21 protein-coding genes are annotated in these 20,028 nt (G+C 58.4%); 9 read left to right on the top strand and 12 right to left on the bottom strand.

All coding sequences use genetic code 11. The features are described 5' to 3' along the window. Positions 1-23: 23 nt before the first annotated feature. The gene (locus tag RHM68_RS06535) at positions 24-263 is read right to left on the bottom strand and encodes a sulfurtransferase TusA family protein (RefSeq protein ID WP_322221099.1); all 240 of its coding nucleotides are present in this window, start codon (positions 261-263) and stop codon (positions 24-26) included. Between the two features lie 98 nt (positions 264-361). Here RHM68_RS06535 and RHM68_RS06530 point away from each other — a divergent pair, with 98 nt between their 5' ends. Then, positions 362-1,795: a M48 family metalloprotease gene (locus RHM68_RS06530; RefSeq protein ID WP_322221097.1), complete on the top strand. Its 1,434-nt coding sequence runs from the start codon at positions 362-364 to the stop codon at positions 1,793-1,795. Between the two features lie 59 nt (positions 1,796-1,854). On the opposite strand, the gene RHM68_RS06525 is transcribed toward RHM68_RS06530, so the two are convergent. From RHM68_RS06525 to rpoE, 4 genes are all read right to left on the bottom strand, one after another. Continuing rightward, positions 1,855-3,282, bottom strand: a complete 1,428-nt coding sequence (locus RHM68_RS06525) for a DegQ family serine endoprotease (protein WP_322221095.1) — start codon at positions 3,280-3,282, stop codon at positions 1,855-1,857. A gap of 252 nt (positions 3,283-3,534) precedes the next feature. Further along, positions 3,535-4,491 carry a MucB/RseB C-terminal domain-containing protein gene (locus RHM68_RS06520; protein WP_322221093.1) on the bottom strand — a complete coding sequence of 319 codons (957 nt, stop codon included), beginning with the start codon at positions 4,489-4,491 and terminating at the stop codon, positions 3,535-3,537. 8 nt (positions 4,492-4,499) lie between these two features. Further along, positions 4,500-5,087 (bottom strand): sigma-E factor negative regulatory protein, encoded by a 588-nt coding sequence (locus tag RHM68_RS06515; protein WP_322221091.1) that lies wholly within the window; start codon positions 5,085-5,087, stop codon positions 4,500-4,502. Positions 5,088-5,118: 31 nt separating this feature from the next. Then, entirely contained in the window at positions 5,119-5,700 is a 582-nt protein-coding gene (gene rpoE / locus RHM68_RS06510) for an RNA polymerase sigma factor RpoE (protein ID WP_007944079.1), read from the bottom strand. A gap of 558 nt (positions 5,701-6,258) precedes the next feature. Between rpoE and nadB the strand changes: the two genes are divergently transcribed. Further along, on the top strand, positions 6,259-7,875 hold the full coding sequence (nadB, locus tag RHM68_RS06505) for an L-aspartate oxidase (RefSeq protein WP_322221090.1): 1,617 nt from the start codon (positions 6,259-6,261) through the stop codon (positions 7,873-7,875). Here the strand turns inward: nadB and RHM68_RS06500 are convergent. Next, positions 7,844-8,296: a protein YgfX gene (locus RHM68_RS06500; protein ID WP_322221089.1), complete on the bottom strand. Its 453-nt coding sequence runs from the start codon at positions 8,294-8,296 to the stop codon at positions 7,844-7,846. The two genes, nadB and RHM68_RS06500, sit on opposite strands and share 32 nt — an antisense overlap. Next, positions 8,280-8,534 carry a succinate dehydrogenase assembly factor 2 gene (locus RHM68_RS06495; RefSeq protein WP_007944081.1) on the bottom strand — a complete coding sequence of 85 codons (255 nt, stop codon included), beginning with the start codon at positions 8,532-8,534 and terminating at the stop codon, positions 8,280-8,282. The genes RHM68_RS06500 and RHM68_RS06495 overlap by 17 nt, the downstream gene beginning before the upstream one ends. A 149-nt stretch (positions 8,535-8,683) precedes the next feature. Here RHM68_RS06495 and RHM68_RS06490 point away from each other — a divergent pair, with 149 nt between their 5' ends. Both RHM68_RS06490 and RHM68_RS06485 read left to right on the top strand, forming a co-directional pair. Beyond that, positions 8,684-9,625 (top strand): folate-binding protein YgfZ, encoded by a 942-nt coding sequence (locus RHM68_RS06490; protein WP_322221088.1) that lies wholly within the window; start codon positions 8,684-8,686, stop codon positions 9,623-9,625. A 40-nt stretch (positions 9,626-9,665) separates the two neighbouring features. Continuing rightward, the gene (locus RHM68_RS06485) at positions 9,666-10,487 is read left to right on the top strand and encodes an HDOD domain-containing protein (protein ID WP_322221087.1); all 822 of its coding nucleotides are present in this window, start codon (positions 9,666-9,668) and stop codon (positions 10,485-10,487) included. Positions 10,488-10,529: 42 nt separating this feature from the next. On the opposite strand, the gene RHM68_RS06480 is transcribed toward RHM68_RS06485, so the two are convergent. Then, a complete protein-coding gene (locus tag RHM68_RS06480; protein WP_322221086.1) occupies positions 10,530-11,918 on the bottom strand; it encodes a sensor histidine kinase in 1,389 nt (462 codons plus the stop codon). After that, on the bottom strand, positions 11,911-12,582 hold the full coding sequence (locus tag RHM68_RS06475; RefSeq protein ID WP_322221085.1) for a response regulator: 672 nt from the start codon (positions 12,580-12,582) through the stop codon (positions 11,911-11,913). Before RHM68_RS06475 ends, RHM68_RS06480 begins: the two co-directional genes overlap by 8 nt. A gap of 461 nt (positions 12,583-13,043) precedes the next feature. Here RHM68_RS06475 and RHM68_RS06470 point away from each other — a divergent pair, with 461 nt between their 5' ends. From RHM68_RS06470 to RHM68_RS06455, 4 genes are read left to right on the top strand one after another with little or no spacing between them, the layout of a single operon-like run. Further along, on the top strand, positions 13,044-14,021 hold the full coding sequence (locus tag RHM68_RS06470; protein WP_322221084.1) for a tripartite tricarboxylate transporter substrate binding protein: 978 nt from the start codon (positions 13,044-13,046) through the stop codon (positions 14,019-14,021). Between the two features lie 59 nt (positions 14,022-14,080). Further along, entirely contained in the window at positions 14,081-14,539 is a 459-nt protein-coding gene (locus RHM68_RS06465) for a tripartite tricarboxylate transporter TctB family protein (protein ID WP_322221083.1), read from the top strand. Between the two features lies 1 nt (position 14,540). Then, positions 14,541-16,055 carry a tripartite tricarboxylate transporter permease gene (locus tag RHM68_RS06460; RefSeq protein WP_322221082.1) on the top strand — a complete coding sequence of 505 codons (1,515 nt, stop codon included), beginning with the start codon at positions 14,541-14,543 and terminating at the stop codon, positions 16,053-16,055. After that, positions 16,048-17,091, top strand: a complete 1,044-nt coding sequence (locus RHM68_RS06455) for an AbrB family transcriptional regulator (RefSeq protein ID WP_322221081.1) — start codon at positions 16,048-16,050, stop codon at positions 17,089-17,091. The genes RHM68_RS06460 and RHM68_RS06455 overlap by 8 nt, the downstream gene beginning before the upstream one ends. A gap of 25 nt (positions 17,092-17,116) precedes the next feature. Here the strand turns inward: RHM68_RS06455 and ung are convergent, their stop codons facing one another. Beyond that, a complete protein-coding gene (ung, locus tag RHM68_RS06450; protein WP_322221080.1) occupies positions 17,117-17,812 on the bottom strand; it encodes a uracil-DNA glycosylase in 696 nt (231 codons plus the stop codon). A gap of 142 nt (positions 17,813-17,954) precedes the next feature. Between ung and RHM68_RS06445 the strand changes: the two genes are divergently transcribed. Next, positions 17,955-19,067, top strand: a complete 1,113-nt coding sequence (locus tag RHM68_RS06445) for an enoyl-CoA hydratase/isomerase family protein (RefSeq protein ID WP_322221079.1) — start codon at positions 17,955-17,957, stop codon at positions 19,065-19,067. 52 nt (positions 19,068-19,119) lie between these two features. On the opposite strand, the gene RHM68_RS06440 is transcribed toward RHM68_RS06445, so the two are convergent. Together RHM68_RS06440 and RHM68_RS06435 are read right to left on the bottom strand one after the other, a co-directional pair. Further along, positions 19,120-19,542, bottom strand: a complete 423-nt coding sequence (locus tag RHM68_RS06440; protein WP_322221078.1) for a hypothetical protein — start codon at positions 19,540-19,542, stop codon at positions 19,120-19,122. Between the two features lie 209 nt (positions 19,543-19,751). Then, positions 19,752-20,018 carry a hypothetical protein gene (locus tag RHM68_RS06435; RefSeq protein ID WP_322221077.1) on the bottom strand — a complete coding sequence of 89 codons (267 nt, stop codon included), beginning with the start codon at positions 20,016-20,018 and terminating at the stop codon, positions 19,752-19,754. Positions 20,019-20,028 lie beyond the last annotated feature (10 nt).

Genomic DNA, 20,028 nt, shown 5'->3' with positions numbered 1-20,028 from the left:
TTAGCGGCAGAACGCAGCAGGTTTCAGGCTTTTTTCAACCAGTAGCGGTAGACCCCCGCCTCGTCTTCTTCAAGCAGCAGCGTGTGACCGGCCAACTTGGCAAAGGTGCGGAAGTCGCGCTGGGAGCCGGCATCCGTGGCGATCACCTTAAGCACCGCGCCGCTGATCATGCGATTAAGCTCCAGCTTGGCCTTTAACAATGGCAATGGACAATTCAGACCGCTGGCGTCCAGCTCGGCGTCATGGGCTACAGCATCGGTCATTGCGTCACTCCGGGGCAGGTGGTTGAGCGGCTTAGAATATCTGGTCCCAAGCCCAGTGTCCGGCTACAGTAAGCTCTTTGTCGACTAAGGCTTTGTGCATGACTTTTTTGCGCCCTACCCTGCTGACGCTTGCTTGCCTGCTTGCCTCGCCAGGCTTCGCCGACGACCTGCCGTCACTGGGTGACGCCAGCTCTGCCATTGTCTCGCCACAACAGGAATACCAATTGGGCCGTGCGTGGCTGGCGATGTTGCGCAGCCAAGTCGCGCAACTCAACGATCCGCAGCTCAAGGACTATGTCGAAACCAGTGTTTACAAGCTGGTCGAGACCAGCCAGGTCAATGATCGGCGCCTGGAATTCATCCTGATCAACAGCCCGCAGCTCAACGCATTTGCCGCGCCCGGCGGGATCATCGGGGTCAACGGCGGATTGTTCCTGAACGCCCAGACCGAAGGCGAATACGCCTCCGTTCTGGCCCATGAACTGGCTCACTTGTCTCAACGTCACTTCGCCCGAGGCGTAGAAGCTTCGCAGCGGATGCAAGTACCGATGATGGCCGCCCTGCTGGCCGGGATCGTCATCGCGGCGGCCGGAGCCGGAGATGCCGGCATCGCAACCATTGCCGGCACTCAGGCGGCGGCCATCCAGGAACAAAGGCGCTTCTCGCGTCAAAACGAACAGGAAGCCGACCGGATCGGCATCCTCAATCTGGAAAAAGCCGGTTACGATCCGCGCTCGATGCCAAATATGTTTGAGCGACTGATGCGCCAATACCGCTTCGACGCCAAACCACCAGAGTTCCTGCTGACTCACCCGGTCACCGAATCGCGGATCGCGGACACGCGTAACCGCGCAGAACAATCAAAACCGGGCGGCATCGAAGACAGCATGCGTTACCAGTTGATTCGTGCGCGCGTACAGCTGATTTATGAAGAGACCCCAGGTTTGGGCGCCAAACGCTTCCGCGCCCAGCTCGATGAGAATCCAAGTAGCGACGTGGCTCGTTACGGATTGGCGATTGCCCAGATCAAGGGCACTCAGTTGAATGAAGCGCGCGAGAATCTCAAACCGCTACTGGCTAAATCGCCAAACGAGATCATTTACAACCTGGCCCAGGTCGATCTGGATATCGCCAGCAATCGTCTGCCTGAAGCGCAATCAAGGGTCGACCGAATGCTCACTCAGTATCCGGGCAACTACCCGCTGAATCAGATACGTGTCGACTTGCTGCTCAAACAGAATCGCACCGCAGACGCGGAAAAGGCGTTGGAAAACTTGCTTAAAAGCCGCCCGGACGATCCCGACGTCTGGTACATGGTCGCGGAAACTCGTGGCTTGTCGGGCAACATCATCGGCCTGCATCAGGCCCGCGCAGAATACTTCGCCCTGATCGGCGACTACCGTCAGGCGATCCAACAACTGGACTTCGCCAAACGCAAGGCCGGCAGTAACTTCCCACTGTCGTCGCGGATCGACGCACGGCAACGCGAGCTGATGGAGCAGGAGCGTATGGTCAAGGACATGATGGGCTGAGTTGATTCAGAAAAAAAACCGCCTCTTTCGAGGCGGTTTTTTTTCAGCCAACGACCGGTTTATTCAGCCAGTTTGAACGTAATGAAGCTCGCACGTCCCTGGCGCAAAACACGCATAGACACCGAACGATTCTTCGGCAGTGCTTTAGCGATGTCAGCAAACTCTTTCGTGGACTCAATTGCCTGATTGTTCAGGTGAGTGATCACGTCACCCGGCTGCAAACCAATCAACGACGCAGGGCCGTCCTGAACTTCCTTGATAACCACTCCGCCCTTAAGGTCGTTGGCTTTCTTTTGCTCAGCCGTCAACTCTGCAACGGAAACGCCCAAACGGTTGCTGCTGGCTTCAATACCGGTTTTTGGCAAGGCCGCCAGCTCTTTGCCTTCTTCAGGAATTGCGCCGACCGTCAGCTCGACATTCTTACGTTTGCCGTCACGGATCACTTCAAGATTGGCCTTAGCGCCCGCCTTAAGCGCACCCACCAAGTGCGGCAGATCGGCAGACATAACAATCGGCTGACCGTTCATGCTCAAGATCACGTCGCCCACTTGCAGACCGCCCTTGGCAGCCGGACCACCTTCCTGGATTTGAGCGACAAGCGCACCGGCCGGCTTATCAAGACCGAACGACTCGGCCAGGTCCTTGTTCACTTCCTGGATCACAACACCCAGCCAGCCGCGACTGACCTTTCCGCCGTTTTTCAGCTGATTGGATACATCCATCGCGACATCGATCGGGATCGCGAAAGACACGCCCATGAAGCCGCCAGAACGGGTGTAGATCTGCGAGTTGATGCCGACCACTTCTCCGTTCAGGTTGAACAATGGCCCACCGGAGTTGCCCGGATTGATGGGCACGTCGGTCTGGATGAACGGCACATAGTTTTCGTTCGGCAGGCTGCGACCAATGGCACTGACAATGCCTTGGGTTACCGTGTGATCAAAACCAAACGGCGAACCGATAGCCACTACCCACTGACCAGCTTTGAGGTCTTGGGATTTGCCAAGTTTCAGCACCGGAAGATCCTTGCCTTCGATTTTCAGCAGGGCCACGTCAGAACGCGGGTCCGTGCCGATCAGCTTGGCTTTAAGCTCGCTGCGGTCAGCCAGGCGAACCAGAATTTCGTCCGCATCAGCGATCACGTGGTTGTTGGTCAGAATGTAGCCGTCAGGCGAGATGATGAACCCCGAACCCAAGGACTGAGCTTCACGCTGACGATCACCACGAGGCGCGCGCTGCTGGGGCATACCGCGCTCGAAGAACTCGCGCAGCATCGGCGGCAAGCCTTCGAGGTCGGGCATTTGCTGGTCCGATACCTTACGGTCGGGGAGCTTCTGCGTAGTACTGATGTTCACCACCGCAGGCGAAGCCTGCTCGACCAACTGCGTGAAGTCAGGCAATTCGGCCGCTTGGGCAGAGACCGCCTGACCGAGCACCAGCACGGTGGCAAAAATGGAGAGATAAGACTTCAAGCGTGGTATCGACATACGGCTCCCGTTACGACGAGCATGGTTAAGCGATATGGAGCAAGGAACACCGGGAACAATACGCCGGTATTTTTGTTCCGGGAACAACAAACAAGGCCAGAACCGAGAGGCTCTGACCTATAGAAAACTTTGGGGGTATTTGCAAATTGAAATGCTCACCAAACATTTCGACATCTCAACGGCAGGACGACCATATCTGACCATTCGCACGATCAAACGGCCAATCAAATGAGTTCCACCACTGTCGGGCTGCTACTTGGCCGCAACAGCGTCGGAGCGCATGGAAAGCGCAATCCGTTCTGCAGTGCCAATTGGAATTTCACCCACGACAGTCACCATGATCTCGCCCTGGGGCGTGGTTAAGCGTCGGGAGACCGCGACAGTCGGCCCCAACTGGGTACGAGTGTCGGTCACTGTAGCGCCGTTCAAAGGCTCAAGAAACACCGAGAAGCGCGCAAGACCGTCGTCGTACATCAAGCTATTGACTTGGGTTTTGGTCTCAGGATCCTTGCGTGAGGTACTGCTGGTCAGTTCGAAACCGGGCGGCAGCCAATCAGAATGCCAATCCTGGGCGATCTTGACAGCAGAAGCCTTGTCGCTGTCGAGCGTGACAGCGTTGCAGTCAGAGCCTGCCTGTAAATCCTTGTCCGACGGCACATTCGCCGTATCCAGTTGAGTGAACTGAAAACGCTCGAGCAATTGCCCTTTCTCATTAAGCAGCAATGACTTCAGGGGCAAGCCTGTTTCTTTGTCCAGATGCAGTTCGAAGCCGTATCGATGCTGATCACGTGGCGTCAGTGAAATAATCACCGCTGCACGACCAGCCACACGCGATTTGCCAATGACGGCAAGATCGTACCAATCTTTAAGCTTTTGCGGATCAAGCGCACGGGCGCTAGAGTTGGGGGAGTCCCCCAGCCCCGCGATCAAAGTGCCGCTGACGCATTGAGTGTGCCCATCGATGCGCACGACTTCCTGAGCGGAGCCGTCGAGTTGTAGTAAACGCTCGCGGACCTTGCCATCCTGGACGCGATGCCAGATGTCATGGGTAGAAAAACTACCGTTACGCTCGTAGACGAAAGTACCTTGAAAGCTTTGCTGTTGCTCGGCTTGGCCAAGACGGGTCAACCAGTCTTGAGCCTCATCAGCGTGGGCTGGAACAACAAACCAGCCACCGAGCAGAAGCGTAAGTAGAGGTATGGCGCGCATGATCCTCCTTAGCGGTTTTCCAGGCTTGCTGCACGTGCGTAAGGCAGAGCGCTTTCAGAGCCTTTCAAGGCAGCTTGTTGAGCATGTTGGCGCAAGTAGCTTGGCAGACGCTGATCGTGCCAGCCTGGCTGACCTTGCAATACACCGCTCGCCATAGGACCGGTAGCTTCCGAGCTTTCTTTGTAGCCGGCCAATACTGCTGGTCCCCTGACCTGAGGAACGGCCAGACTCGGCTGGTTTGATTGCTGGGCCAGTTGAACACCGGCGATCTCGTCTTGGTTGTACAGACGAACACCTGCCAGCACGGCAACAGTCACCGAAGCAGCAACCGCCAATCGACCCAGGCTACGCCATGGACCACGCGATGCCTTGGCCGGAACGGCTTCATCCTGGAGCGCAGCAGAAACTGCCGCAGCAATGTCCAGACGAGGGAGCAACAAATCCTTGTGCATCACTGCCCGAGCGATCTGGTAACGAGCCCAGGTTTCACGGGTTTCAACATCGTCAAAGGCATTTAATACCCGACGCAATTCCAGTTCGTCCGCCTCGTTATCCATCACTGCGGACAGCGATTCCTGCAGGGCTTCACGACTCATGGCGTTCCTCTCTTGGCTATCGCCGCTGTCTTTAGTTTTCCTGCAACAACGGTTGCAGGGCTTTATCGATGGCTTCCCGCGCCCGGAAAATCCGGGAACGCACAGTACCCACCGGACACTGCATAACTGCCGCAATGTCTTCGTAACTCAGACCATCGAATTCACGCAAAGTTAAAGCAGTACGCAAATCTTCTGGCAGTTGCTGGATGGTTCGATGGACGGTGCCCTCGATCTCATCGCGCAAAAGCGCACGCTCTGGCGACTCGAGATCCTTGAGGCCATGATCGCCATCGTAGAACTCTGCATCCTCAGAACTAACATCACTATCCGGCGGCCGACGACCGCGCGAAACCAGATAGTTTTTCGCCGTGTTGATGGCGATGCGGTAAAGCCACGTATAAAACGCACTGTCTCCGCGAAAGTTACCAAGCGCACGGTAAGCCTTGATAAAGGCCTCTTGTGCGACATCTTGGGCTTCATGGGTGTCGTGCACGAAACGCACGATCAACCCGAGAATTTTGTGCTGATATTTCAGCACCAGCAGATCAAAAGCTCGCTTGTCGCCGCGTTGAACGCGCTCAACCAGTTGCTGATCCTCTTCCTGGGTTAGCATGAACACTCCTCGTTAAACTCGAAGGAGGCTTGCATAACTAAACGACCAGACTTGCAAACATAGACTCGGGCTTTTCGCAAAAGTTCTCCCCCTTCAAGCAAGTTTCCTGCGGACTCTGATTTGGCACGCACGAAAAACGCAGCTCGGGATGACCCGGCTGCGCGAATAATCTTGTCATCGGATTCGCTGAAGAGGACCAAACCGCAGGTCCCGCTCCGAAACCGACACTGTCCCTGGATTCAGGCAGCCGTCTATTGATCTTGGACTTCTGGCAAAAGTTCCAATTATTTATAGCGGCACGAACCCGGCACGGGGTAACTATGAAGAGAAAAAGACTGTTAAATCGGCGATACAGTCGTCATATCGCCAAACCGCTTAAAAAAACTTCCGACGAAGCGGCCGGTCTTTTCCGCCACAGTAGTTTCACAATGCCATACGGGCGTGGCTATTGTGCCGATCCACCCCTCTATATACTAGTGGGCTGTGTGGCTGCCTGACTCGCCGATCCAGGTGTCTTGCGCCAACCCCGACCCGGGTCGCTTTGAGCGGAATCCTGAAATGAGCCAACAGTTTCAACACGATGTTCTGGTCATTGGCAGCGGCGCTGCCGGTTTAAGTCTTGCGCTGACCTTGCCAGGTCATTTACGCATCGCGGTATTGAGCAAGGGCGACCTCGCCAACGGCTCGACCTTCTGGGCCCAGGGCGGCGTCGCGGCCGTGCTGGATGATACCGATACCGTTGAATCCCACGTCGACGACACCCTCAACGCTGGCGGTGGCCTGTGCCATGAAGACGCGGTGCGGTTTACTGTCGAACACAGCAAAGAAGCGATTCAATGGCTGATCGACCAAGGTGTTCCGTTCACCCGTGACGAACAGTCCGGGACTGAAGACGGCGGCTTCGAGTTTCACTTGACCCGCGAGGGCGGCCATAGCCATCGACGCATCATCCACGCCGCCGATGCTACCGGGGCGGCGATCTTCAGAACCCTGCTGTTTCAAGCCCGACAACGGCCAAACATCGAACTGCTGGAGCAGCGGGTCGCCGTCGACCTGATCACGGAAAAACGCCTGGGCCTGGAAGGTGATCGTTGCCTCGGGGCTTACGTTCTTAATCGCAGCACCGGCGAAGTCGACACTTATGGCGCCCGCTTCGTGATTCTTGCTTCCGGTGGCGCCGCCAAGGTCTACCTCTATACCAGTAACCCCGATGGCGCCTGTGGTGACGGTATCGCCATGGCCTGGCGCTCGGGCTGCCGGGTCGCGAACCTGGAGTTCAACCAGTTCCACCCCACGTGCCTGTATCACCCGCAAGCCAAAAGTTTCCTCATCACCGAAGCCCTGCGCGGCGAAGGTGCCCACTTGAAGCTGCCCAATGGCGAGCGCTTCATGCAGCGCTTCGACCCCCGTGCCGAACTCGCCCCCCGAGACATCGTCGCCCGCGCCATCGACCACGAGATGAAACGGCTGGGGGTCGATTGCGTCTACCTGGACATCAGCCACAAGCCCGAAGACTTCATCAAAACCCACTTCCCGACGGTGTACGAGCGCTGCCTGGAATTCTCCATCGATATCACCAAGCAACCGATACCGGTGGTACCCGCGGCACACTACACCTGTGGTGGTGTGATGGTTGATCAGCAGGGGCGCACCGACGTGCCCGGCTTGTATGCCATTGGCGAAACCAGCTTCACCGGCTTGCACGGTGCCAACCGCATGGCCAGTAATTCGTTACTGGAATGTTTCGTCTACGCTCGCTCGGCGGCGGCTGACATTATTGAACAATTGCCACAGGTTTCGATCCCGATTGCCCTCCCCGTCTGGGACGCCAGCCAGGTGACTGACTCCGATGAAGACGTGATCATTGCGCACAACTGGGATGAGCTGCGGCGATTCATGTGGGACTACGTCGGCATCGTGCGCACCAATAAGCGCCTGCAACGGGCACAGCACCGGGTGCGGCTGTTACTCGACGAGATTGATGAGTTCTACAGCAACTATAAGGTCAGTCGGGACTTGATCGAGTTGCGCAACCTGGCACAAGTGGCCGAACTGATGATCCGCAGCGCCATGGAGCGCAAGGAAAGCCGCGGACTGCATTACACCCTCGATTACCCGAACATGCTGCCGGTCGCGCTGGACACTATTCTGGTGCCTCCCACCTACGTCGACTAAACGCAAGACGAACTCGCAGGCGTCGGTGCAAGTCCGCCGCCTGCGCATCGCGGGGCACGCAGAGCGTCCTGATCCGCCGTTCGCCGCGCAGACGAAACCGCAGCACCACGACCAACGGTAACGCCAGGCTGTCCGGCCGCAACTGCACCGACTGCCACCCGGACGCCTGATTCCACACTTGCCAGCCATCAGCATTGCACCGCACACCGCGGAATGCCGTCGGATGGGTCAAAAGAATTTGCCGCGGCACAACCCAAACGCCATGCGCCAGGCAGCACAAAGCCACAACCAAACACGCCCAAACGGGTATAGAGAGAAGAACTACCGAACCCAGGGCTGACAGCTGGGCCAACAGATACACCGCCAGCAATTGCCGCGAGGCATGCCAGCGGCATTCGAACACATTACTTGGGCTGGACACGATCCAGGATCATGCGAACCATGCGCTGAAGCTCCGGATCCTCAGACTCGGCACGTTCCATGAACCAGCCGAACATGTCCTGATCTTCGCACTCAAGCAGCTTACGGTAGCAATCGCGGTCGACATCATTGAGATGCGGGTAGACCTCTTTCACGAACGGCACCAGCAACACGTCAAGCTCGAGCATGCCGCGGCGGCTGTGCCAGTAGAGGCGATTCAGTTCAACATCTTCGACCATGGAGCGCTCCTCAAATAGGCGGCAAGTATACAGCCCCAGGCACCGCCGAACAGTCGGCTTTGGTCGCGCACAACCGATCCTTTGTGAACTACCCATTTCATGGGCGCCCCCTTATGATGTCCCCCAGACTTTTTACCCTGCGAAGACTCATGGCCGACTCTGCTTTTTTCTGCACCCTGTCTCACGAAGGTGTTCTGGCGGTCCGCGGCGCGGATGCAGGCAAATTCCTGCAAGGCCAGTTGACCTGCAACCTCAATTACCTGAGCGACACCCAGGCCAGTCTTGGTGCCCGCTGCACGCAGAAAGGCCGAATGCAGTCCAGCTTTCGTATTCTGTTGCAAGGTGATGGCGTCTTAATGGCCATGGCCAGCGAACTGCTCGAACCGCAACTCGCTGACTTGAAAAAGTACGCGGTATTCTCCAAATCCAAGCTGACCGACGAAAGCGCAGCCTGGGTTCGCTTCGGTCTCCAGCAGGGCGATACGGCACTGAGTAGCCTGGGTCTTGAGCTGTCGGCCGATACCGACTGCGTGGTGCGCAATGACCGCCTGATTGCCGTTCGCGTATCGCCTGAGCGCGCCGAACTGTGGGCCGCCGCCGATCAAGCCGAGGCAATCAAGGACAAACTGAGCGCCCTGTTGAATGAAGGAAATCTGAATCAATGGCTACTGGGGCAGGTCCGAGCAGGGATCGGCCAGGTCATGCCGAGTACCCGCGAGCTATTCATTCCTCAGATGCTGAACCTGCAAGCCGTCGGCGGAGTGAGCTTCAAGAAGGGCTGCTACACCGGTCAGGAAATCGTCGCGCGCATGCAATACCTGGGCAAACTCAAGCGCCGCCTGTACCGCCTGCAACTCGATACCCCCGAACTGCCAGAACCCGGCACCCCGCTGTTCTCGCCGACTCACGGCAGCGCCATCGGCGAAGTCGTCATTGCCGCTCATACAGATCAACACATTGAACTCTTGGCCGTGCTACAAGCCGAAGCAGCAGAAGGTGGTGACATCCACCTGACTACGCTCGACGGTCCTGCCTTGCAATTGCTCGACCTGCCTTACTCACTGGATCGCGATAAAGAAATTCAGCGTTAGTAAGGAGCCGTATTTTTTTGCAAGACCCTAGAGAACCGAAATGAGTGAGCTGGCAGATAAGGTCCTACAGGATTTGGTTGAGGCCATCGATAACGACGACCTGGTTCTGCCAACGCTACCGGAAGTGGCCCTAAAGATACGCAAGGCCGCTGAGGACCCGGAGATCAGCATCAGCACCCTGAGCAAAGTGATCAGCCGTGACACAGCACTGTCCGCGCGCCTGATCAAAGTGGTCAACAGCCCCTTACTGCGCGCCACCCAGGAAGTGACCGACTTGCACACGGCGATCACCCGTCTGGGCGTCAATTACAGTAGCAACCTGGCGATTGGTCTGGTGATGGAGCAAATTTTCCATGCCCGATCCGAGGTGGTGGAACAAAAAATGCGCGAGGTATGGCGCAAGAGCCTGGAAATTGCCGGGGTCTGTTATTCGCTGTGTCGCACCTATACCCAGCTAAAACCTGATCAGGCCGCACTGGGCGGGTTGGTGCATCAGATTGGCGTGTTGCCGATCCTGACTTACGCAGAGGATCACTATGAGCTGCTGTCCGACCCGATCAGCCTTAACCATGTGATCGATAGCATCCATCCGCTCCTCGGCGACAAGCTGCTCAGGGTCTGGGAGTTTCCGGAACTGCTGGTGCAATTGCCCGGATCGTACCTGGACTTCAACCGCCAATCGAAACGCGTCGATTATGTCGACCTGGTGCAGGTGGCTTGCCTGTATTGCTATAAAGGCACCGATCATCCGCTGGCACTCATCGACCCGTTGACGGTGCCGGCGTTCAAAAAGCTAGGAATCGATCCCGAGAACGAACCCGTGCGCTGGAACCTGGATGAATCACGGTCGATGTTCTACTGAGGGTGAACACAAGCAACGGTGGCAAGGAAGCCGGCGCTTCGCTCACTCGCCTGCGATGAAACTCACCCGCACCTTCAACCCCGCCTTCTCCCCGTCGTGCAAGCTGATTTGAGCCAGGTGCGCGCGGCAGATCTCGCCGACAATCGCCAGCCCAAGTCCCGAGCCTGCCACTTGCTGGTTACGCCGATAAAACCGCTCGAACACCCGGTCCCGCTCGTCTAGGGGGATGCCTGGCCCGTCGTCCTCCACTTCCAAAACGGCAGGCGCCGTCACCCGCAGGATCACGTTGCCGCCGGGCGGTGTGTGGGCCAGCGCGTTGTCCACCAGATTGCTCAATAACTCGTTCAACAGCGTCGGCTCACCCCGCAGCCACACCGGCTCTTCCGCTTCCAGGGCCAGGGCCACACCGCGGGCGTGGGCCAGGGGCGCCATCGCCATACCCAACTCACGGGCCAATTGGCTCAGATCCAGCAACTGAGCGCCCCCCTCGGCAATCGCGCGGGCGCCATTTTCGACCCGTGCCAGGGACAGCAACTGATTAGCCAGGTGGGTTAGGCGATCCGTACCTTGGGCGGCAGTTTCAAGGGTGCTGCGCCAGGTCTCGGGTGCGCTGGAACGCAACCCAAGTTCGAGTCGCGCCTTGAGTGCCGCCAGCGGTGTGCGCAATTCGTGTGCTGCATCGGCGATAAACTGCGCCTGGCGCTCGAACTGCCCACGCAGGCGTTCCGTAAAGTGATTGAGCGCGCGCACCAGCGGCCATAACTCATGTTGCACTTCCACCAACGGCAAGGGCCGCAGATCGTCCGACTGCCGCTCCTCCACCGCTGTGCGCAAGCGCTCAAGAGGACGAAGCGCGGCGCTGACCGCGAACCACACCAGCAACAATGCACCGACTGCCAGCATGCCCAGACGCAGCAAAGTGTCCATCGCAAGACTGCGTGCCATGCGGACGCGAGCCTCGTCGGTTTCCGCCACGCGAATTTCCGCCATGCCATTCATGTTCGGCTCAATCACAGGTTTAAGCAGACTCACCACGCGCACATTCTGACCTTGATAGACGGCGTCATAGAAACGCGCCAACGCCGGGTAATCGTCGGTGCGCGGCGTCCCAGGCGGCGGTCCCGGCAGGTTCTCGTAGCCGGAGATCAGCTTTTGGTGAATATCGTTGACCTGGTAATAAATCCGCCCGGCGCTGTCGTAGGCGAAGGTATCAAGAGCAACGTAAGGGACGTCGGCGCTGAGGCTGCCATCGCGTTGGGACAGGCCGGCGGCAATCGTGCGCGCCGAGGCCAGCAACGTTCGGTCATAGGCGGTATCGGCGGCTTCGCGACCGTTCCAATACGCACTCAAACCACTGGCCAGCATCAACAGCACCAACAACAGCGCCAGGTTCCACAGCAATCGCCAGCGCAGGCTGCTGGGCTTATGCATCGCGGCTTTCCAGCAAATAGCCAAGTCCTCGAAAGGTCACGATCGCCACCGGCTGACCGTCGAGCTTCTTGCGCAAGCGGTGGACGTAGATTTCGATAGCGTCAGGGCTCGCTTCTTCGTCGAGGCCGAACACCTGGGAGGCCAACTGCTCCTTGCTCATCACTCGACCGGGACGGGCGATCAACGCTTCGAGCACCGCTTGCTCACGGGAGGTCAGGGTCAGCAGTTCTTCGCCGAGAGTGAAACGGCGAGTGTCCAGGTCATAGGCCAGCACGCCGCAGCGCTGCTGACGCTCGCCGCCCAACACGCTGCGCCGCAGCAAGGCTTTGACGCGGGCCTCAAGCTCGGTCAGTTCGAACGGTTTGGCCAGGTAATCGTCGGCGCCCAGGTTCAGCCCATGGACCCGGTCTTTGACATCGCTGCGTGCGGTCAACATCAACACCGGCAGGTTTTTACCCCGGCCCCGCAGGCGCGCCAGCACCTCGAAACCATCCATGCGTGGCAGGCCGACGTCAAGAATCGCCATGGCGTACTCCTCGCTGCTTAACGCCAGGTCGGCCGCTACGCCATCGTGCAGCACATCCACGGTCAAGCCGGTGCTCTTGAGCGCCTGAGCGACACTGTCGGCGAGCTGAAGATGATCTTCGACGAGCAGAACACGCATGGATCTTTACCTCATTCAGGGATGGTCAACGCCATTCTTTGGCGCGAAGTTTACAGCCGCATCCGCCGCTGTGAAGCCTCAAAACCGTGAAAGCCGATTGAAAGGTTCACGAAAGGTTCGGCGGCTAAAGTCCAGAGTTGTACCGTTTCGACTGCCGCTGCTTGAGCACTAAGCCATACGAAAAACGCCTCGAAGCGTTTTCGCCAATAAGAACAATAATGGAGTACTTCAAGATGCTGTCTACACAGCCCCAGGCTTGCCCGCCCGCACGATTTCCCCGCCCTAGCCTCACGTCCCTTTTCAGTGCCAACGTACTTGGCCACTCGTCCAACATGTTGCCAGCAAGGCCTGCCGTTCCAATACTGCACCCGCGACGCGGATGACGTGCGTTGTCGGGTGAGCGACAGCATTGCCCGTTGGTAAAAAGTACGCCCATAACAAAAACTCCCAAGGAGACTTGAATGAACTTATCACTGCGTAACGTGGCGCTCACCGCTAGCGCCCTGTTGTTCGCCGGCCAATTGCTCGCTGAACCCAAACGCCCGGAATGCATCGCCCCGGCCTCACCGGGCGGTGGTTTCGACCTGACCTGCAAACTGGCTCAAAGCGCGCTGGTCAACGAAAAACTCCTGACCAAACCGATGCGCGTGACCTACATGCCCGGCGGTGTCGGCGCGGTGGCGTATAACGCGGTGGTCGCCCAACGCCCCGCCGATGCGGGCACGCTGGTAGCGTGGTCCAGCGGTTCGCTGCTGAACCTGGCCCAGGGTAAGTTCGGTCGCTTCGATGAAACTAACGTCCGCTGGCTGGCGGCGGTTGGCACCAGCTATGGCGCCATCGCCGTAAGAAGCGATTCGCCCTACAAGAATCTAGACGATCTGGTTCAGGCGCTGAAGAAAGACCCAAGCAAAGTAGTGATCGGCTCCGGTGGCACCGTCGGCAGCCAGGACTGGATGCAAACCGCACTGATTGCCAAGGCCGCTGGCATCAATCCGCGTGACCTGCGTTACGTCGCCCTCGAAGGCGGCGGTGAAATCGCCACCGCGTTGCTGGGCGGCCACATTCAGGTTGGCAGTACCGACATCTCCGACTCCATGCCGCACATTCAAAGCGGTGACATGCGCCTGTTGGCGGTGTTCGCCGAAGAACGCCTGGACGAGCCGGAAATGAAAAACATCCCAACCGCCAAGGAACAAGGCTACAACATCGTCTGGCCGGTGGTTCGTGGCTTTTACCTTGGGCCCAAAGTCAGTGACGCAGACTACGCCTGGTGGAAAAACACCTTCGACAAGCTGCTGGCCTCCGAAGATTTCGCCAAGCTGCGCGATCAGCGTCAACTCTTCCCGTTCGCCATGACCGGTCCGGAACTGGACACCTACGTCAAGAAACAGGTCGCCGACTACAAAGTGCTGGCCAAAGAGTTCGGCCTGATCCAGTGATCGCCTCTGTCTAGCGGCCGCGGCCCTCGTCATTGAGGGCCGCGGCACAGGAGTTCTGCATGCTCTTACAACGCATTTTTGCCTGCGCACTGTTGCTGGCCTGTATTGGCCTGGCACTCATGGCGTGGCCCTATCAGGCCGCTTTTTCCTACGAACCGGTGGGCCCCAGGGCTTTCCCATTGTTGATGCTTGCTTTGATGGGCCTTGGCCTGCTGTACATGCTGTTTCGCCCGACGCCCATCGTACACAGCGACGACGACCCGAAACTCGACCGTGAAACCCTAAACAAGATTGGCGTGTGCATCGTGCTGCTGTTGATCTTCGCCGGGATGTTCGAACCGCTGGGTTTCATCCTCAGCAGCATCCTGATCGGCATTCCGATGGCCCGTCTGTACGGCGGTCGCTGGGGGCCCAGCATCGTCGTCACCACGTTGATGAGCATTGGCCTCTATCTGCTGTTCGACAAGTTGATGGACGTACCGCTGCCCTTGGGCCTGCTCGACGTCCTGGAGAACTGATATGGATACTTTTGCCTATTTGGGACAGGGTTTCGGCGTTGCGCTGACGCCCTATAACTTGGTGACCGCGCTCTGCGGTACGTTGATTGGCACGGTGGTGGGCCTGCTGCCGGGCCTGGGCCCGATCAACGGCGTGGCGTTACTGATCCCGATCGCGTTTGCCCTGGGCCTGCCTCCCGAGTCCGCCCTGATCCTGCTCGCAGCGGTGTACCTGGGTTGCGAATACGGCGGTCGGATCAGCTCGATTTTGCTCAATATTCCGGGCGAAGCTTCTACCGTGATGACCACCCTCGATGGTTACCCGATGGCCCGCAAAGGCCTGGCAGGTGTGGCGTTATCGCTGTCGGCGTGGAGTTCATTCATCGGCGCATTCATCGCCACCTGCGGCATGGTGCTGTTCGCCCCACTGCTGGCGAAATGGGCCATTGCCTTCGGACCTGCGGAATATTTCGTTCTGATGGTGTTTGCGATTGTCTGCCTGGGCGGCATGGCAGGTGATCGTCCGCTGAAAACGTTTATTGCGGCGCTGATCGGGCTGTTTCTGTCGACCGTCGGCATCGACGCCAACAGTGGCGTGTACCGATTCACCGGGGACAACATCCACCTCACCGATGGCATTCAGTTTGTGGTGTTGGTGTTGGGCCTGTTCTCCATCAGCGAAATCCTGCTGTTGCTGGAGAAGACCCATCGCGGCCAGGAAGCGGTGAAAGCCACCGGCCGCATGATGTTCAACTTCAAGGAAGCGTCTTCGGTGTTCGTCGTGAACATCCGCTGCGGCTTGCTGGGCTTCATCATGGGCGTGTTGCCAGGGGCGGGAGCGACACTGGCGAGTGCGGTGGCCTACATGACCGAGAAACGTATCGCCGGCGCCAAGGGCACGTTCGGCCAAGGCGACATGCGCGGCCTCGCGGCGCCGGAAACCGCTATCGGTGCTTCCGCGTGCGGCGCCCTGGTGCCGATGCTGACCTTGGGCGTTCCGGGATCCGGCACCACAGCGGTGATGATTGGCGCGCTGTCGCTTTACAACATCACTCCAGGGCCGCTGCTGTTCCAACAGCAACCGGACATCGTCTGGGGCCTAATCGCCTCGTTGTTCATCGCCAACATCATGCTGGTGATCCTCAACATCCCAATGATCCGTCTCTTCACGCGCATCCTTTCCGTGCCGAACTGGGCGCTGGTGCCGGTCATCGCGATCATTACCGGAATCGGCGTCTATGCCGTCCACGCGACCACCTTCGACTTGTTCCTGATGATCGGCATCGGTATTTTTGGCTACATCCTGCGCAAGCTGGACTTCCCGTTGTCGCCGGTTCTGCTGGGGTTCATCCTCGGAGGCCTGATGGAACAAAACCTGCGTCGTGCCCTGTCGATTTCCAACGGCGCATTGGAAATCCTCTGGTCGAGCCCGATTACCTTTGGTGTCTGGGTGCTGACCGCCATCATGCTCCTGATGCCGATCCTGCGGATCTGGCGCAAACGTTCGGTCGCCCGACGCCCGGTCAGCGATGTCTGATCGACCTTTCAAAACCTGGTGGGGAACGCCGCTGGTCGGCCTACTCGGCGGCTACCTCGCCAGCCAGGTCGGCTGGCCGCTACCTTGGATGGTCGGCTCGTTACTGGCGATCATCCTGGTGCGCTGCCTGACACCCTGGCAACTGGCAGAAATTCCTGGCGGGCGTAAGGGTGGGCAGTGGATCGTCGGCATCGGCATTGGCTTGCACTTCACCCCGGTGGTGATCGAGCAGGTCATGAGCCATTTCGGGTTGATCTTCTTTGGCGCGCTGATCACTAGCCTGTCCAGCGTGGTCGGGGTCTGGTTGATGCGGCGTTCAGGGGAGGACCGCGCCACCGCGTTTTTCTCCAGCATGCCGGGCGGTTCAGGGGAAATGGTCAACCTCGGCGCGCGCAATGGCGCGGTGCTTAGCCGGGTCGCGGCGGGGCAAAGTTTGCGGGTGCTGGTGGTGGTGTTGTGTGTGCCGGCGGCCTTCAAATACGTGCTGGGGGAAGGCGCGCCGATCGCCCATGCCACAGCCGTCAACGGGTATTGGCTGGCGTTTCTGTTTCCGGCGGGCGCCCTGCTCGCCTGGGGCTGGCAGCGTTTGCGCCAACCCAATCCGTGGCTGTTCGGGCCGCTGCTGGTCAGCGCCGCCGTCAGCATCGGTTGGGACCTGCACATCGGTTTGCCCAACGGCGGCAGTCAAATAGGGCAATGGCTGATCGGCAGCGGCTTGGGATGTCACTTCAACCGACAGTTCTTCCGGCGAGCGCCTTCGTTCATGGGCCGAACCTTAATGGGTACGGCGCTGACCATGTTGATCGCCACGCTAGCAGCCCTGGGTTTGAGTGCCTTGACCCATCTGGACCTGCGTTCCCTGACGTTAGGCATGATGCCCGGCGGGATCGCAGAGATGAGCCTGACCGCAGAGACCTTGCAATTGTCGGTGCCACTGGTAACAGCGATGCAAGTCATGCGACTGCTGTTTGTGTTGTTTCTGGCAGAACCGTTGTTCAAGTATTGGAACCGGCAACCAGAATCCTCCTTACCATGATCGTTCCCACGCGAGGGAACGATCATTACGCGACCGGTGGCAACCGCCACTCGATCGGCGTCTCGCCATTCTGCTCCAGAAACTTATTGGTCCGGCTGAAGTGTCCGCAACCGAGGAAGCCGCGATAGGCGGACAGCGGCGACGGATGCACCGAGGTCAGCACCAGATGCTTGGTCGCATCGATCAGTTTTTGTTTGCCTTGGGCATGCGCGCCCCACAGCAGAAACACCAGGTGTGGCTGATGCTCACTGACCACTTCGATAATCCGGTCGGTAAAGAACTGCCAACCTTTGCCAGCATGTGCGTTAGCGTTGGCCCGCTCGACGGTCATGGTGGTGTTGATCATCAGTACGCCCTGATCGGCCCAGCTTTGCAGGCAGCCGTGGCTGGGAATGTCGATGTTCAGGTCGCGCTTCAACTCCTTATAGATGTTCACCAGCGACGGCGGCGCCGGCACACCCGGTTGCACTGAAAAGCACAGGCCATGGGCCTGACCCGGCCCGTGATAAGGGTCCTGACCGAGAATGACGACCTTGACCTTGTCCAACGGCGTGGAATTGAGGGCGTTGAAAATCATCGGCCCCGGTGGATAGATCTCCTTGCCTGCGGCACGCTCCTGCTGCAAGAAGGTGCGCAAGTCTGCCATGTAGGGTTGGTCGAACTCGGCACGCAAGGCCTCCTTCCAGCTAGGTTCGAGTTTGATACGGTCGTCAGCAGTCATGGTTACACCCGGCAAAAACAATGAGGCGAACCCTAGGAAAGCTGGCCATGCTTGTCAATTGATCTGACGCAGATCCAGCACTTTCCAGCACTTTCCAGCATTGCGATCATACTGAACGTTCAAATTCCCCATCGAGGTCACGATGAATCTGCACTTCGAAGAACTCACCGGCACCGACGGCGCGCGTATCGGCATCGCCAGCCTGGACGCCGAAAAGTCGCTTAACGCATTGTCCCTGCCGATGATCAACGCCCTGCGCGACCAGCTGGATATCTGGGCCAAAGAACCGCAAATCGTTTGTGTTCTATTGCGCGGCAACGGCGCCAAGGCTTTTTGCGCCGGAGGCGAGGTGCGCAGCCTGGTGGAGGCCTGCCGTGCCCATCCGGGGGAAGTTCCACCGCTGGCTGCACAGTTTTTTGCCGCGGAGTACCGCCTGGACTTCAACCTGCACACCTACCCGAAGCCACTGATCTGCTGGGGTCACGGCTACGTACTCGGCGGCGGCATGGGGTTGTTGCAGGGGGCGAGCATCCGAATAGTCACGCCAAGCAGCCGCTTGGCGATGCCGGAGATCAGCATCGGTTTGTACCCGGACGTCGGCGCCAGTTGGTTCCTGTCGCGACTGCCAGGGAAACTGGGATTGTTTTTAGGTCTGACCGGCGCCCACATAAATGGGCGTGATGCGATCGATCTGGACCTGGCTGACCGTTTCCTGCTCGACGAGCAGCAAGAGCAATTAATTGAAGGCCTCCTGCAACTGAACTGGCAGGAACAAACCCCGATGCAGCTCAACAGTCTACTCAAGGCGTTGCAACAGGAAGCACTGGGGCAGATGCCCGAACCGCAATGGTTACCCAGACGTCAGCAGATCGACGAACTGCTGGATGTCAGCGATGTGCGTTGCGCCTGGAAAGCCATCAGTTTGCAACGTGATCACACCGACCTGCTGCTCAACCGCGCCGCGAAAACAATGACCGAAGGCTCGCCACTGACTGCGCACCTGGTATGGGAACAAATCACGCGCGCGCGCCACCTATCGTTGGCTCAAGTCTTTCAGATGGAGTACACCCTGAGCCTCAACTGCTGTCGCCACCCGGAATTCACTGAAGGCGTGCGGGCACGATTGATCGATAAGGATCAAAAACCGCATTGGCACTGGTCAGACATCAACAACGTGCCGCAAGCGGTGGTTGACGCGCACTTTCACAAGGCATGGGAAGGACGGCATCCATTGGCCGACCTGACGGAGTACTGAAATCCGGGGATAAAAAAGCGACGCTGGATGCGCCGCTTTTTTTACCACTGTTTTAACGATTGCCGCCTCGCTCACCATGATCGCCTCGACCACCACGACCGTCATGATCACCACGTCCGCCATGACCACCATGGTAGTCATCACCCCAACCGCCGCGATTTCCGCGATTTCCGCCATCCCAACCACCGCGATCATGCCCCTGCCAGCCACGGTTCTGGGACTGGTAGTAGCGTGGCTCCGGCTGATAGTAGCGGGGGGCCGAGTAGTAACGGGGCGCCGGCTGATAGTAACGCGGGGCCGGCTGGTAATAGCGTGGAGCCGAATAATAGGAGCCACCGCCCGAGTAGTAAACCGGCGCCGGCGACGTGTAAACCTGGGAACTGTAGTAGCTGGATCCTCCCTCTCCGTAGGAATAAGGTACGCACGCACCAAGGGACAAACCTAACAAAGCAATCAGAAGAATTCGGCGATACATGGCGGCCTCCTGGACCGCGAGTGAACCACACCAGCGACGCTGGCAGGCGACGGTCGTTTGTGAGCGACTGTCGAAAGATCAGACATCGATTTCGGAATCTGGTGCGTTTCTGCAACAAATTTAAACAAGTCCACAGCGAAAGGTTTTTCATCGCGTTCACAAAAAAGCGGCGCGCCGTAAACAGATGCGCCGCCGCACTCATACGATGATCAATGATGCCCGTAATGGTTTCCACCGCGGTAATAACGGGCGCCGTGACCGCCGTAATAACCGTGGCCGCCGTAGTCCCCATAGCCACCATCGTTGTAGTAGCGATAGCCCCCGTAAAACCCGGGGTAGTAGCCGCCATACGAGTAAGGGTAGTAGTAACCGGGAGGGTAATACGGTGCTGTGTACACATCGACCGGGCCCGGAGAGTAGTAGCACCCGGACAGGCCAAGACCGAAAAAACCACAGCGTAATATTCGACGGAACATGGCGGCCTCC

It is taken from the genome of Pseudomonas sp. DC1.2 (genome assembly GCF_034351645.1).
Taxonomy (GTDB): Bacteria; Pseudomonadota; Gammaproteobacteria; order Pseudomonadales; family Pseudomonadaceae; genus Aquipseudomonas.
Note: the sequence above shows the minus strand (reverse complement) of the source record. Positions and strands in the feature narration are given on the sequence as shown.

Coding starts and splice junctions, on each gene's coding strand:
- RHM68_RS06535 (WP_322221099.1), bottom strand. CDS start 263: ATGACCGATGCTGTAGCCCATGACGCCGAGCTGGACGCCAGCGGTCTG.
- RHM68_RS06530 (WP_322221097.1), top strand. CDS start 362: ATGACTTTTTTGCGCCCTACCCTGCTGACGCTTGCTTGCCTGCTTGCC.
- RHM68_RS06525 (WP_322221095.1), bottom strand. CDS start 3,282: ATGTCGATACCACGCTTGAAGTCTTATCTCTCCATTTTTGCCACCGTG.
- RHM68_RS06520 (WP_322221093.1), bottom strand. CDS start 4,491: ATGCGCGCCATACCTCTACTTACGCTTCTGCTCGGTGGCTGGTTTGTT.
- RHM68_RS06515 (WP_322221091.1), bottom strand. CDS start 5,087: ATGAGTCGTGAAGCCCTGCAGGAATCGCTGTCCGCAGTGATGGATAAC.
- rpoE (WP_007944079.1), bottom strand. CDS start 5,700: ATGCTAACCCAGGAAGAGGATCAGCAACTGGTTGAGCGCGTTCAACGC.
- nadB (WP_322221090.1), top strand. CDS start 6,259: ATGAGCCAACAGTTTCAACACGATGTTCTGGTCATTGGCAGCGGCGCT.
- RHM68_RS06495 (WP_007944081.1), bottom strand. CDS start 8,534: ATGGTCGAAGATGTTGAACTGAATCGCCTCTACTGGCACAGCCGCCGC.
- RHM68_RS06490 (WP_322221088.1), top strand. CDS start 8,684: ATGGCCGACTCTGCTTTTTTCTGCACCCTGTCTCACGAAGGTGTTCTG.
- RHM68_RS06485 (WP_322221087.1), top strand. CDS start 9,666: ATGAGTGAGCTGGCAGATAAGGTCCTACAGGATTTGGTTGAGGCCATC.
- RHM68_RS06480 (WP_322221086.1), bottom strand. CDS start 11,918: ATGCATAAGCCCAGCAGCCTGCGCTGGCGATTGCTGTGGAACCTGGCG.
- RHM68_RS06475 (WP_322221085.1), bottom strand. CDS start 12,582: ATGCGTGTTCTGCTCGTCGAAGATCATCTTCAGCTCGCCGACAGTGTC.
- RHM68_RS06470 (WP_322221084.1), top strand. CDS start 13,044: ATGAACTTATCACTGCGTAACGTGGCGCTCACCGCTAGCGCCCTGTTG.
- RHM68_RS06465 (WP_322221083.1), top strand. CDS start 14,081: ATGCTCTTACAACGCATTTTTGCCTGCGCACTGTTGCTGGCCTGTATT.
- RHM68_RS06460 (WP_322221082.1), top strand. CDS start 14,541: ATGGATACTTTTGCCTATTTGGGACAGGGTTTCGGCGTTGCGCTGACG.
- RHM68_RS06455 (WP_322221081.1), top strand. CDS start 16,048: ATGTCTGATCGACCTTTCAAAACCTGGTGGGGAACGCCGCTGGTCGGC.
- ung (WP_322221080.1), bottom strand. CDS start 17,812: ATGACTGCTGACGACCGTATCAAACTCGAACCTAGCTGGAAGGAGGCC.
- RHM68_RS06445 (WP_322221079.1), top strand. CDS start 17,955: ATGAATCTGCACTTCGAAGAACTCACCGGCACCGACGGCGCGCGTATC.
- RHM68_RS06440 (WP_322221078.1), bottom strand. CDS start 19,542: ATGTATCGCCGAATTCTTCTGATTGCTTTGTTAGGTTTGTCCCTTGGT.
- RHM68_RS06435 (WP_322221077.1), bottom strand. CDS start 20,018: ATGTTCCGTCGAATATTACGCTGTGGTTTTTTCGGTCTTGGCCTGTCC.